The organism is Cryobacterium adonitolivorans (assembly GCF_004402695.1).
In the GTDB taxonomy this organism is placed as follows: Bacteria; Actinomycetota; Actinomycetes; order Actinomycetales; family Microbacteriaceae; genus Cryobacterium; species Cryobacterium adonitolivorans.
This window is the reverse complement of the sequence record NZ_SOFL01000019.1, coordinates 1-13,418: the sequence shown is the minus strand read 5'-3', so window position 1 is coordinate 13,418 and position 13,418 is coordinate 1. Positions and strand designations below refer to the sequence as shown.

11 protein-coding genes are annotated in these 13,418 nt (G+C 69.4%); 6 read left to right on the top strand and 5 right to left on the bottom strand.

Annotation, left to right across the window (positions count from 1 at the left end; translation table 11 throughout):
• Positions 1–203: 203 nt before the first annotated feature.
• The 4 genes from E3O42_RS05980 to add all read right to left on the bottom strand — a co-directional run bounded on the left by E3O42_RS05980 (position 204) and on the right by add (position 5,227).
• Complete coding sequence (locus E3O42_RS05980) at positions 204–1,613, bottom strand: amidohydrolase family protein (RefSeq protein ID WP_134453066.1); 1,410 nt, start codon at positions 1,611–1,613, stop codon at positions 204–206.
• Positions 1,613–2,521, bottom strand: a complete 909-nt coding sequence (pucL, locus tag E3O42_RS05975) for a factor-independent urate hydroxylase (protein ID WP_134453065.1) — start codon at positions 2,519–2,521, stop codon at positions 1,613–1,615. The genes E3O42_RS05980 and pucL overlap by 1 nt, the downstream gene beginning before the upstream one ends.
• A 59-nt stretch (positions 2,522–2,580) precedes the next feature.
• A complete protein-coding gene (gene allB, locus E3O42_RS05970; RefSeq protein ID WP_134453064.1) occupies positions 2,581–4,017 on the bottom strand; it encodes an allantoinase AllB in 1,437 nt (478 codons plus the stop codon).
• 166 nt (positions 4,018–4,183) lie between these two features.
• Positions 4,184–5,227 carry an adenosine deaminase gene (add, locus tag E3O42_RS05965; protein WP_134453063.1) on the bottom strand — a complete coding sequence of 348 codons (1,044 nt, stop codon included), beginning with the start codon at positions 5,225–5,227 and terminating at the stop codon, positions 4,184–4,186.
• 362 nt (positions 5,228–5,589) lie between these two features.
• Between add and E3O42_RS05960 the strand changes: the two genes are divergently transcribed.
• From E3O42_RS05960 to E3O42_RS05935, 6 genes are all read left to right on the top strand, one after another.
• A complete protein-coding gene (locus tag E3O42_RS05960) occupies positions 5,590–6,678 on the top strand; it encodes an ABC transporter substrate-binding protein (RefSeq protein ID WP_241984666.1) in 1,089 nt (362 codons plus the stop codon).
• 91 nt (positions 6,679–6,769) lie between these two features.
• Entirely contained in the window at positions 6,770–7,591 is an 822-nt protein-coding gene (locus E3O42_RS05955) for an ABC transporter ATP-binding protein (protein WP_241984665.1), read from the top strand.
• On the top strand, positions 7,591–8,394 hold the full coding sequence (locus E3O42_RS05950) for an ABC transporter permease (RefSeq protein ID WP_134453061.1): 804 nt from the start codon (positions 7,591–7,593) through the stop codon (positions 8,392–8,394). Before E3O42_RS05955 ends, E3O42_RS05950 begins: the two co-directional genes overlap by 1 nt.
• Complete coding sequence (locus E3O42_RS05945) at positions 8,391–9,311, top strand: ABC transporter permease (protein WP_241984664.1); 921 nt, start codon at positions 8,391–8,393, stop codon at positions 9,309–9,311. Before E3O42_RS05950 ends, E3O42_RS05945 begins: the two co-directional genes overlap by 4 nt.
• 2 nt (positions 9,312–9,313) lie before the next feature.
• Positions 9,314–10,417 carry an XdhC family protein gene (locus tag E3O42_RS05940; RefSeq protein ID WP_134453060.1) on the top strand — a complete coding sequence of 368 codons (1,104 nt, stop codon included), beginning with the start codon at positions 9,314–9,316 and terminating at the stop codon, positions 10,415–10,417.
• A 91-nt stretch (positions 10,418–10,508) separates the two neighbouring features.
• Complete coding sequence (locus E3O42_RS05935; protein ID WP_134453059.1) at positions 10,509–10,985, top strand: DUF7144 family membrane protein; 477 nt, start codon at positions 10,509–10,511, stop codon at positions 10,983–10,985.
• Between the two features lie 71 nt (positions 10,986–11,056).
• On the opposite strand, the gene E3O42_RS05930 is transcribed toward E3O42_RS05935, so the two are convergent.
• A partial coding sequence (locus tag E3O42_RS05930) for a xanthine dehydrogenase family protein molybdopterin-binding subunit (RefSeq protein WP_134453058.1) occupies positions 11,057–13,418 on the bottom strand: 2,362 nt, incomplete at its 5' end.

The following is a 13,418-nucleotide window of genomic DNA, read 5'->3' as shown; positions in this document are numbered from 1 at the left end:
CCGATTCACACCCGCCCTGGCGGCCGCATCCGTGACCGTGCCGCCGACCCTGAGCTCCTCCCAGAACCGACGGCGAACCTCACGCGGAAACCCCGTACGACCACCCATACCCAACACCTCAATCAATCAGGTGTTGCAACGACCCCCTGAACCCAAGGGACGCAAATGTCCGCACGGGGAACAGTGGGGCCGGGACCCCGGGGCTAGGGAGCCGTCACCCGGCGCCCGCGCACGAAGACGCCCGTGATGGCCGGCTGGCGCAGGGCCATCAGCAGGGCGAAGAGGGTCTGGTCGGTGGCCATCGCCTCGTCGTCGGCACGGATGCCGTTGGCCAGCACCGCCGCGAGCGGCTCCCACTTGTCGGGCTCGATGAGCAGGAAATCGGCATCCTTGCCCACGTCGAGGTTGCCGTAGCGCTCCTCCATGTCGAGCGCACGCGCACCGGCCAGGGTGGCGGTGAAGAGCAGCTCGGCCGGGCTGATTGACAGGCCGGCGTCGCCCGGTTCGGACAGGTGCACCTTGAAGCAGTCGTTGAGGACCCGGCTCATCAGCCATTCGTCGCCCGCGCCGATGTCGGAGCCGAGCGCCACGGTGACGCCGAAGCCGGTGGTGCGGGTCCACGGCATGGTGCCGGAGCCGAGGAACTGCTGGGAGGTTGGGCAGTGCGCGATCGAAGAGCCGGTCTCGGCTAGGCGGGCGAGCTCGTCGTCCTCGCAGTGCACCGCGTGAGCCAGGATGCTGCGCCGGCCGAGCAGGCTCGACCCGCCCACCGCCGAGCCCGGCAGGAACCGGCCGTCGTAGGTGTCCAGGTAGTGGTCGACCTGGTAGATCGCCTTGACCACGTCGATCTCGCCGGTCTCCGGGCGGTTGTTCTCGTTGAGGTGACTGTGGAAGTAGACGCCTTGATCGCGCACCCCGTCGTAGAGCTCACCGAGCGCCGCGAGGGTGTGCGGCGTCACTGACAGGCTGAACCGCGGCACCACGGCCACCTGCAGCAACGCCGTGCGGGAATCACCGGTGTCGCGGGCGTGCCAGCGGGAGATCTCGTCGCTGACCAGGTCGAGCGCCACGCCTTCCGAGGTGATCAGGGCGTTGGCCGACTCCGGCCCGACGGTCTGGATGCCGCGCCCGCTGACCAGCCGCAGCCCCGCCCGTTCGGACTCGGCGAACAGCGCGTCCTGGGCGTGCGGGAAGGCCGAGCCGAACACCAGGGCGCTCGTCGTGCCGGCCGCGGTGCGCCGCCGGGTGAAGTCGCGGGCGATGGCGGCTGCGAACTCGTCATCCTGCAGCCGAGTCTCGGCCGGGAAGACGCAGTTGTCGAGCCACTCGAGCAGCTGGCCACCGCCGTAGGCATCCGTGGAGTAGGTCTGCGGAAAGTGCACGTGGGTGTCGACGAATCCGGGCAGGATGAAGCCGCCCCGGGCGTCGGTGACCGGCAGGGACTCAAAGCCGGTGGGCAGGTCGACGGCGCGGCCGACCCAGGCGATGGTGCCGTCGGCGGCGGTGACCAGCGCCCCCTGCGGCAGCGACACGAGATGCGCCGGCGCCTCGGCGAGGGCGGGGGCGCCGGCCACGTGGAAGACGTGGCCGAGGTAGACCTGCGCCAGGCTCATCAGACCAGCCCGGTGTACGAGTCCCACGCGGGGCCGGCATCCGTGGCGTCGTCGTGCATGACGGTGGCCTGGATGAGCCCGTATGGCCGGTCGGCCGCGTGGTACACCTCGTTGTTGTTCTCCACGCCGAACGGCGACAGGTCGTAGAGGAAGTGGTGCTTATTGGGTGCCGACAGCCGGATCTCGGCGATGTTCGGGTAGGCCGCGAGCACGGCCTCGCCCATCTTATAGAGGGTCTGCTGCAGCGCGAGGGAGTGCACCACGGCGAACTGGGTCTTCAGCAGCGCGGAGATTCCGCCGTAGGTGGCCTCCCAGTCCACATCGGTGTGGTCGGCGAAGCGCCAGCCGGCTGTGAGGGAGGTGGCCATCACCCGGTCGGTGGTGGGCTGCAGCAGCGTGTACGGGTCCTGCATGAAGCCGGAGAATTCCGAGCCGGTGGACTTGAGCAGGATCAGGTCTTTGAGGCCTCCGACCACCCAGACCTGCTGCTGAACGCCGGTGCCCTCCACCGAGATCGCCGAGGTGCGCACCTCCTGGCCGCGCCGCACCCAGGTGTGGTCGTGTTCGGTGCCGTCCACGACGACGCGCTCCCAGGCGAACTCCTCGATCTCTACCCGGGAGCCGGCGACCGAGCCGATGTGGTCGACGAAGTGGGTGGCCAGGTCGAGCCCGTAGCTCTCGATCGAGAGCAGACCCTTTTCCTTGGCGAAGGAGTACGCGGTCTGTTTCTGCGTGTCGGTGGGCAGCACCTGCAGCTGGTTGCCGGCGAGGTGCGCGTCGGCGAAGTCGCCGTGCAGGGCGGTGGAGACGCTGATGTCGTGGATCTCGTGGCGGGGCGTGTCGCGGTAGATGCGCACAATACGGTTTTCCGCCTTGCCGTAACGGTTGGGTCCGAGAACTATCGACATGGGTGCTCCTTCTGGTTCGCGTGCGGTGTTCGGGTGGAGCGAGTGCAAAAAAATCAGGGTCAGCGGGCGCTCAGCAGACGACCGGCGGGTGGACGGGTGGACGCGGTTGCTACGTCGAATGCGGTGTCGTCGACGGCGTAGATCACAGCGCCGGCCAGCCAGGTGGTGTGCACCCGGCCGAACAGCGTGGCGCCGTCGAAGGCGCTGACCCGGTTCTTGTGCCGCAGGGTGTTGACGTTCACCGTGAAGGCCTCCTCCGGCGCGAAGGCCACCAGGTCGGCGGCCGCGCCGACCTCGATGGCGCCGACCGGGAGGGCGCCGACCGGGAGGGCGCCGACCGGGAGGGCGCCGACCGGGAGGGCACGGACTGGGAGGGCGCCGGCGGCCAGGCCGGCGAAGCGGGCCGTGGCGCCGGCCATCCAGTGCAGCACCTGCTCGAGCGCGAACCCGCGGGCCCTGGCGGCCGTCCACACGGCGGGCAGGCTCAGCTGCAGGCCGGAGATACCGCCCCAGGCCAGGCCGAAGTCGCCGCCGTGGCCGAGCTTGAGTTCCCGGGTGGCGGGGGAGTGATCGGAGGCGATGAGGTCGATGACACCATCGGCCAGGCCCTGCCAGAGCTGGTCGCGGTTGCCTTCGCCGCGGATCGGCGGGCAGCACTTGAATGCCGTGGCGCCGTCGGCGATGCTCTCGGCGGCGAAGCTCAGGTAGTGCGGGCAGGTCTCCACCGTGATCGGCAGGCCCTCGGCGCGGGCCGCGGCCAGCCGGGGCAGGACCTGGGCGGAGGAGAGGTGCAGGATGTGGGCGCGCACGCCGGTGCGCCGTACGACCTCGATCACCCGGGCGATCGCGGAGTCTTCGGCCGCATCCGGTCGGCTGGCGACGAAGTCCCGGTAGCTGGTGCCGGAGGCGTCCGGAGAGCTGTCGAGTACGGCGGGGTCCTCGGCGTGCACCACGAGCAGGCCGCCGAACCCGGCGATCTCGGTGGCCGCGGCATCGAGTTGCTCCGGGGTGAGGTGCGGGAACTCGTCGACGCCGGAGGGGGAGAGGAAGGCCTTGAATCCGAAGACGCCCGCGTCGTGCAGCGGCTCCAGCGAGCCGAGGTTGCCCGGAATCGCCCCGCCCCAGAAGCCCACGTTGACGGTGGCCTGGGGCGCGGCCGCAGCGCGCTTCAGCTCGAGCGCCGGCACCGTCGTGGTGGGCGGGATGCTGTTCAGCGGCATGTCGATGATCGTGGTCACGCCCCCGGCCGCGGCGGCGCGGGTGGCGCTACCAAAGCCCTCCCAGTCGGTGCGGCCGGGTTCGTTGACGTGCACGTGGGTGTCGATGATGCCGGGCTGGAGGACCTGCCCGGCCGGGAGGGTGCGGTCGATCCGGGCCTCCAGCGGCGCATCCACCGGGGTGATGGCACGGATGACGCCGCCCGTGATCGCGACGGCGGCGGGCGTGAAACCCTGCTCGGTGAGCACGTGGGCCGAGCGGATGACCAGGTCGTACATCGGGTTCTCCTTCTCGGCGTCTGGTGCGGTTCCGGGCGGCTCCCGCGGCCGCGTTCGGTGGCTTACCGCTCACCCTAGTGAAGTCGTTAGGGCCTCGTTCCGGGGTTGTGAAATCTGTCGGACACACGACTTCACTGGCGATGAAACACCGCTGGTGCGAACCGGGTCAGGCGGCCGGGTTTCCTGCGACGAACGCGTCGACGTAGCTGTCGATGGATGCGAGATGGGCCCGCTTCTCGGCTTCGGGCAGCCAGGACGCCTGGAAGGAGTTCTTGGCCAGCTGCGCCAGTTCGTCGGTGTCGAGTCCGGCCTTCTCGGCCAGCGCCAGGTAGTTATCGGCCACGTAGGCGCCGAAGTAGGCGGGGTCGTCGGAGTTGACAGTGACCAGCACGCCGACGTGCAGCAGGGCCACCATCTCGACGGCCTTCATGTCTGCCGTCACGAAGCTGTTCGACACCGGGCAGCAGGTGAGGCCCAGGCCGCGCTCCCGCACCAGTGTGACCAGCTCCGGGTTCTCCACAATGTTGGTGCCGTGGTCGATGCGGTCCACCTGGATCTCTTCGAGCACCTGGCGGATGTTGTCGATGCTGCCGACCTGGTCGATGTCACAGTGCATCGTGAGCTTGAGGCCGTTCTGACGGGCCAGGGCGAAGACCTCGGCGAACTTCGCCGGCGGGTTACCTCGCTCGTCGGAGTCGAGGCCGACGCCGATGAACCTGTCGGCATAGGGAAGCGCGGACCGCAGGGTCGCCAGCGCGCTCTCGGCGGTGAAGTCGCGCAGGAAGCAGAGGATCAGCTCCGCGGAGACGCCGAGCCCTGCGGCATCCACGGCGGCCCGGTGGTAGCCCAGGATGACGGTGTCGATGGGCACGCCGCGGGAGGTGTGCGCCTGCGGGTCGAAGAACGCCTCCACGCGGCGCACCCCGTCGGCGGCGGCCCGGCGGAAATACGCGGTGGCGAGGTCGTAGAAGTCGGCCTCGGTGACGAGGACGTCCATCGCCGGGTAGTAGACGCCGAGGAAGCTGGCGAGCGAGTCGAACTCGTAGGTGGCGCGCACCTCCTCCACCGTGCTCTGGCCGATGTCCACTCCATTTCGACGGGCCAGCTCGAGCTTGAGCTCGGGCTCCAGGGTGCCTTCGAGGTGCAGGTGCAGCTCGGCCTTGGGCAGGCCGGCGACGAAGGCGGCGGTCGGTACGATGGCTGTGGACATCGGGGTTCCTTTCTGGGCGAATCCCGTGACGCTATCACGCCAGGGTTCCGGGACCACTCGGGGAGGAATCGCGCGTTTCAGCACGACTTTTTCGACGTAATGAGCCGGAAATGATTCGGTCTTCGCGGCGTCACACACAGCAATTAGTGTTCGAGTCATCCGAACACGTGTTGCAGCGGATGGGGTGCCGTGAAACACCACAATCACAACAGCTCCACCACAGCACCACAGCACCGCAGCACCGCAGTATCACAGCAGCACAGCAGCACTTCACGACATCACATTCACACAACAGGCAATCCGCCCCAGCACGCCGTTGAGTTCCACGGCAACCCCCGAGCACCATCGAGAGGACCAGCGTCATGACGCACGCCCCCGTTTCCATGATCACCCGTCGATCAGTCACGAGCATGGGCAAGGGAGTGGCCGTCGCGGCCGCGCTCACCCTGCTGCTCACGTCCTGCGCCGGGGACGCCGGCTCCTCCGCTGAAGGCTCCGGCGACGCCGCCTCGTTCGGCGACGCGAGCATCCAGCTCTCCTGGATCAAGAACACCGAGTTCATGGGCGAGTTCGCGGCCGATGACGCCGGCTACTTCACCGAAGCGGGCTTCGATTCCGTCGACCTGATCCCCGGTCCGGCGTCGGCCGAGGCCGGCGTCATTTCCGGCAACGTCGACCTCGGCGTCGGCAACGCCATCTCCACCGGCACCGTCATCGCCGAGGAAGGCGCCCCGCTGAAGATCATCGGCGCGACGTACCAGAAGAACCCGTTCACCATCCTCTCGCTGGCCGGCGTCGGCAACATCGCCACACTCGACGACCTCACGGGCAAGACCATCGGTGTCCAGGCCAGCAACCAGAGCCTGTGGGACGCCTTCCTCAAGGTCAATGAGATCGACCCGTCCACGATCACCGTCGTCCCGGTCGAGTACGACCCGACCCCGCTCTTCAACGGCGAGGTCGACGGCTGGTTCGCCTACCTCACCAACGAGAGCATCGACGCCGAGCTAGCCGGCCTCGACCCGGTGAACCTGCCGCTGGCCGACAACGGCCTGCCGTTCGTCGCCGAGACCTTCACGGCCTCCGAGGATGCGATCGCCAACGACCGCGAGATGCTCAAGGCCCTGCTGGTCGCCGAGATCAAGGGCTGGGCCGACGCGATCAACGACCCGACCGCTGCCGCGACCCTCACCGTCGACACCTACGGCAAGGACCTCGGGCTGACCATGGAGAAGGAGACCCGCCAGGCGGAGATCCAGGCCACCGACCTCGTTGTCAGCCCCGACACCGAGGCCAACGGCCTCTTCACCATCAGCGACGCGCTGCAGAAGGAGTCCGTCGCCACGCTGAAGGCCGCCGGGATCGACATCGACGCCGCCACCCTGTTCGACATGAGCCTGCTGGCCGAGGTGTACGAAGAGAACCCCGACCTCGTCGCCTACAGCAAGTAACTATTCACGTCTCGCCGCGGCACCCGTCCCACCAAGGCGGGTGCCGTCGGCGATACTGAACTACCGGCACCCGACGTAAGGAATGTACGACGTGAGCACGATCGACACCGCTCTCCCCGCCACGACTTCGGGAACCGGACTGCATATCGAAGCGCTGCACAAAACCTTCTCGGTCGGTCGCACCCAGGTTGTCGCGCTCGACAACGCGAACCTGCACACCGACAAGGGCAGCTTCCTCTCGCTGCTGGGCCCCTCCGGCTGCGGCAAGTCCACGATCCTGCGGATCCTGGCCGGCCTCGAGACCCCCACCAGCGGAACCACCCGGGTGGACGGCAAGAGCCCCACGGAACTCCGCGGCGGCCACGAACTCGGCATCGCCTTCCAGGACTCCGCCCTGCTGCCCTGGCGGAGCGTCCGCAGCAACATCAAACTTCCGTTCGAGGTCGCCAGGATCCCTGTCGATGAAGACTACGTCACCGAGCTCATCCAGCTCGTCGGCCTCACCGGCTTCGAGAAGGCCAAGCCCGCGCAGCTGTCCGGCGGGATGCGCCAGCGCGTCTCGATCGCCCGGTCGCTGGTGCTCAAGCCCTCGGTGCTGCTGCTCGACGAGCCGTTCGGCGCCCTCGACGACATGACCCGCCAACGCCTCAACATCGAACTGCTGCGCATCTGGACCGAGAAGCCCGCGACGACACTGATGGTCACCCACGGCATCTCCGAGGCCATCTTCCTCAGCGACCAGGTGGCCGTGATGAGTCCCCGGCCCGGCCGTGTCAAGGAGGTCATCGAAATCGACCTGCCCCGCCCGCGCCTGCCCGAGATGATGCGCACCCCCGAATTCCACGCCCTGCACGACCGGGCGTCCGAACTGCTCTTCGGCGCCGACACCCCGGCCGCCGCCGGGGCGCACTGATGCCCGTCACCCGCGGCCTGCCCGGCTGGGCGACGGGGCTGCTGGGCGTCGTCGTCGTGGTGGCCCTGTGGTGGATCAGCGCCCTCACGATCTTCCAGAACTCCGGCTCGGTGCCCGGCGGCGCCATCCCCACCCCGGCCGAAGTCCTCGGCCAGTTCGCCGGCGACGGCATCGGCTTCTACTGGCCGCACATCACCATGACCCTCAGCGAAGCCGCGATCGGCTTCCTCTGGGGCAACGGCCTGGCGCTGCTGCTGGCCGGCCTGGTTCTGGTGGTGCCACGCATCGAGAAGATCGCGCTGCAGATCGCCGTGATCACCTATTGCGTGCCGATCGTGGCCATCGGCCCGATCGCCTACACCGTGATCGGCCCGCCGCGCGGCGACCCGTCCGGCACCGCGATCTTCCTGGCCGCTCTCTCGGTGTTCTTCACCACGGTGGTGGGCTCCCTGGTGGGGCTGAAGGCCGCCGACACGGCAAGCCTCGACCTCGTCACCGTGTACGGCGGTACCAAGTTCACCCAGCTGCGCAAGGTGCGGCTGATCGCCGGGATGCCCAGCGTGCTGAACGCCCTACAGATCGCGGCCCCGGCCGCCCTGCTCGGCGCCATCCTCGGTGAATACCTCGGCGGCGCCGAGCGGGGCCTCGGCCTGGCAATGCTCGCCGCCGGCAACGCCGCGAACGTGGAGCGGGTCTGGAGCCTCGCCCTCGTCGCGGGCCTGCTCGCCGGCATCGGCTACCTGCTCTTCGCGCTGATCTCCCGTTTCGCCACCCCCTGGACCACCGGACGGAGCAGCTCGTGAACGCCCAGACCACCGCCCATCCCACGACCGCCGTGCCCACGACCGCCGTTCCCATGACCGCCGCTCCCTCGACCGCCGCCCGAGCCGCTGTCCTGACCAAGAGCAGCGGGGCGCAGGCGCGCGGTATCGGCGCCTACGTCGCCCGTGCGCTGGCCACGGGCCTGCTGACCCTCGTCCTCGTCCTTGCCGCCTGGCAGGGCCTGATCCTGGTGCTGGGGATCTCGCCGTTCATCGCCAAGGGCCCGCTGGATGTCGTCAACTGGCTGTTCACGGTGCCGGACGCCGCCGAGAACCGGGCGCTGATCCTCACCAACCTTGGCGTCACCCTCACCGACGCGTTCCTCGGCTTCGTCGCCGGGCTCCTGCTCGCGCTGGTACTCGCCACCCTCTTCACCCTGTCGAAGGGCATCGAGCATGCTCTGATGCCCATCGCCCTGTTGCTGCGCAGCGTGCCGCTGGTGGCCTTCGTGCCGGTGCTGATCCTCATCACCGGCCGCGGACCGAGCATCGCCGTCGTCACCGGCGCCATCGTGGTCCTCTTCCCGGCCCTGGTGAACATCGCCTTCGGCCTCCGGTCTGCCTCACCGCAGGTGAGCGACGTCATAGCCGTCTACGGCGGCACCCCGTTCACGGCGCTCCGCAAGGTGGCCCTGCCCAGTTCGCTGCCGTCGTTCTTCGCCGCCATCAAGATCTCCATTCCCGGCGCCATCACCGGCGCCCTGCTGGCCGAGTGGCTCGCCACCGGCCAGGGCCTCGGCTACGGCATCGTCGTCGCGGTCTCGCAGGTGAAGAACTTCGAGGTGTGGTCCTCCGTCGTGGTCATCACCATCGTCTCGATGGTGCTCTACGGTGTGGCTCAGTTCGCTGAGAACCTGGTGCTGCGACGGATGGGCATGGACCAGAGCGTGAGCACCTAGCCGTGCTCGAAATCGCCGGTGCTCTACTCGACGCCCTCGCAGAGGGGCGCCGGGTGGCCGTGGCGACGGTGACCCGGGTGCTCGGCAGCGCGCCGCGCACCCTCGGCACCGCCATGGCCGTCACCGACTCCGGCGCGGTGATCGGCAGCATCTCCGGCGGCTGCGTCGAGGGAGCGATCTACGACAGCGCCCAGGAGGTGCTCGAGACCGGCCGGGGCCTGCTCACCGAATTCGGAGTGAGCGAGGACGACGCCTTCGCGGCGGGCCTGAGCTGCGGCGGTACCGTCGAGGTATTTCTGGCCGAGGTCGCCCCGGCCGCCGAGGTCCGCGCCCAGCTGGAACGCGCCGCGGCCGGCGAGGCCGCCGGGCTCGCGTTGGTCGTCGCGGGAACGGGCGCCGGCCTGATCCTGGCGCCGCAGGGCGCAGCCGACCGTGAGGGCTCTGCTGGCCTCGAGGGCTCTGCCAGCCTCGACGCCGATGCCGTACGCCGCATCCGGGCCGAGCTGGACGCCAGGATGAACGGCGGCGCGACGACGCTGGGCTCGGTCGACTGCGACGGCGGAACGAGCCGGGTGCTCTACCTGGTGGCCGCACCGCCGCCGCGCTGCCTGATCTTCGGCGCCGTGGACTTCGCGAGCGCCCTGTCGGCCGCCGCATCCCTGCTCGGGTACCGGGTCACCGTCTGCGACGCCAGAGCTGTGTTCGCCACCCCCGAACGTTTCCCGACCGCGGCTGAGGTGGTGGTCGAGTGGCCGAGCGACTACCTCGCCCGCACCCAGACCGATGCCCGCACCGTGGTGTGCGTGCTCACCCACGACGAGAAGTTCGACCTGCCCCTGCTCAGCACGGCCCTGAACCTGGACGTCGGCTACGTGGGCGCCATGGGGTCCCGGCGTACCCACGAGCGACGGATGCTGCGGCTACGGGAGGCGGGCGTGTCCGCCGCCGCCCGTGACAGGCTGCACTCGCCGATCGGCCTGGACCTCGGCGCCGCCAGCCCAGAGGAGACCGCGGTGTCGATCCTCGCCGAGGTGCTCGCGGCGCGCGCCGGAGCATCCGGCGCCCCGCTCCGGGACCGACACGGGCCGATCCACCCGTCAGCCTGACGGCAGTCAGCCCTCACCCTATCCGGGGGACGAATCAGGTGCGCCCGCGCATTAGCGTGCTCGTCGAGTCCACTGAATGGGAGGAATCACTATGACCACCACACGGCAGGCAACGGGCACCGCGACCGGGGCCGAATCCATGGACAACTACGGTACGTCGGGCTGGACGGGCTGGATCGTCTTTGCCGGCGTCATGATGTTGATGATGGGCGCGTTCCACGTCATCCAGGGCCTGGTCGCACTGTTCCAGGACACGTACTACCTCGTCGGCCAGGAAGGACTGGTGCTGCAGGTCGACTACACGACCTGGGGCTGGGTACACACGATCCTGGGTGCTGTGGTGATCCTGGCCGGCGTCGCCCTGCTCGCGGGGCAGATGTGGGCACGAATCGTCGCGATCATCCTGGCGTTCGGCAGCGCCCTGGTGAACATCGCATTCCTCGGCGCTTACCCGCTCTGGTCGCTCACCATGATCGCCATCGACGTTCTGGTGATTTACGCGGTGACCATGCACGGCAAGGAGATGAAGCCGATCACGGCGAGTCGAGCGACTTCCGTCGAGGAATGACTGACCGGCCGCTCAACGAGGCGCTACAGATCCGCTGACGGCGGCCGATCTGACCACGTGACTCCTGGACCTCAAGGGGCCGAAGAGACCGATCCCTTCGGCCCAGAGGCCCGGGGGCTCACGGCGGAAGGAACAGTCACCAGACGCCACAGGCGGTCGCGCGACATCGGCAGCTCATACGCGCGGATGCCGATCGCATTGCGCACCGCGTTGGCCAGCGCCGGCGCCACCGGGTTGTACGGTGACTCGCTCATCGACTTGGCGCCATACGGCCCGAGGTCGTCGGCGGTGTCCGCGAAGTACACCTCGGTGACCGGCAGGTCCGCCAGCTGCGGCACGTGATAATTGCGTAGCACCCTGGTTTCCACTGTGCCGGCGCCGTCGAGGATGAGCTCTTCGTACAGCGCGCTGCCGATGGCCTGCGCCACCCCGCCCTCGATCTGGCCTCGGCACTGTTCGGGGTTCATCACGAAGCCGGCGTCTGCGGTCTGGATCGACTGCAGCATCCGCACCTCGCCGGTGGCGGTATTCACGGCCACCCGGAACGCGTGCACGTTGAATGCCAGCGAGCGGCGCGCGCCGTCTTCCCGGCCGGTGCCGGTGACGCCGTCCGGGCCGGCGAGGTCGGCCAGCGGCACGAACACCGCGCCCGCGCGCAGTCCGTCGGCCTCCAGGACGAAGTCCTCGGCCGAACGATCGATGAGCCGGGCCGCCCTTTCGCGCAGCAGACCGGCCAGCTCGATCGCCGCGCCGTGCACGGCCTTACCGGCCACCACCACGCCGGCCGACCCGAAGGCGCCGGTGTCGTAGCCGGCGGCGTCGGTGTCCGACTGGAGGATCTCGATGCGGTCCGGGCTGGTGTTCAGCACCGTCGCCGCGATCTGGGTGTGCACGGTGGTGGTGCCGTTGCCGAACTCGGCGGTGCCCACCCGTACCAGGTAGCGTCCGCCCTGGTCCAGGGTGATGGTCGCCTGCGAGAAGTGGCCTCGCGGCGGGGTCGTTGCGATCATCGACGACGCCATGCCCTCGCCCACCCGCCAGGACGCGCCGGCCGGTGCGGCCACCCCGTTGCCGCGGGCCAGGGCCGCCTGGGCCAGGTCGAGGCACTGGTCCAGGCCGTAGCTGGCGAAGCCGATGTCGTCACCCTCCTCGCGGGTCACCACGAGCGGGTCGCCGGGGCGCACCGAGTTGATCCGGCGGATGTCGAAGGGGTTCAGGCCCAGCTCGGCGGCGAGTTCGTCGAGGGCGCACTCGACGCCGTAGATGACCTGGCCCAGGCCGTAACCGCGGAAGGCGCCCGACGGTGGGTTGTTCGTGTACACGGCCTGTGCATCCACCCGCTTGTTGGGCACGTTGTACAGCGCCATGGACTCGCTGGTGCCGTGGAACATGACGCCGGGCGCGTGGTTGCCGTACGAGCCGGTGTCCGAGAGCACGTCGATCTTCAGGGCGGTGAGCCGGCCGTCGCCGGTGGCGCCCAGGGTGACGCCGACCCGCATGGGGTGCCGGGCCGGCGAAGCGGCGAGCTCGTCGGTGCGGGTGAACTCGTACTGCACTGGGCGCCCGGTTTTCAGCACCGCGAGGGTGACGACGTCTTCGGTGAGGATTTCCTGCTTGCCGCCGAAGCCGCCGCCGACGCGGGCGGTGAACACGCGCACGGCGTCGAGGTCGAGGTCGAAGATGCGGCTGATCTCCTTCTGTACCAGGAACGGCACCTGGGAGCTGGTGCGCAGCACGAGCCGCTCGTCCTCCAGCCAGCCGATGGTGGCGTGGGTTTCCAGCTGGGTGTGCGCGACCCGCTGGGTCTGCCAGGTGCCGGTGACCACGGTGTGGGCGGCGGCCAGCGCCGCCGTCACGTCGCCGTACTCGCCGTGCAGCTCGGCGACGAGGTTGCGGGACGGGTCGGCCAGGCGGCTGATCGTGGCATCCTTCTCGCCGTGCACGAGTGGGGCGCCGGGTCTCAGCGCCTCGGCGGGGTCGAAGACCGCGGGAAGCAGCTCGTACTCCACGTCGAGCAGCCGGCAGGCGTGCTCGGCAATGGCCACGGAATCGGCGACCACCGCGGCCACCCTCTGGCCGCGGTGCCGCAGCACGGAGTCGAAGACCAGGCTGTCGTCGGGGTCGTCGAGCCGGCTCTCGTGCCGGGCCGTGGAGTACAGGGTGGTGGGGGAGTCGGCGTGGCTGAGCACGGCGTGCACCCCGGGCAGGGCGCGGGCGGCGGTGTCGTCGAGGGAGAGCACCCGGGCGTGAGCGTGCGGGCTCCGCAGCACGGCGAGGTGCAGCAGGCCCGGCACCGCCACGTCGAGGGTGTACGGCTCCTGGCCGCTCACTACCCGGGCGGCGGCGGGGGCGCGGAGCGAGCCGCCGACGCGGCCGTCGGTGGCCGTGGTGCGCGCGGCCGTTGTGCGCGCGGCCGTGGTGCTGGCGGCGGTG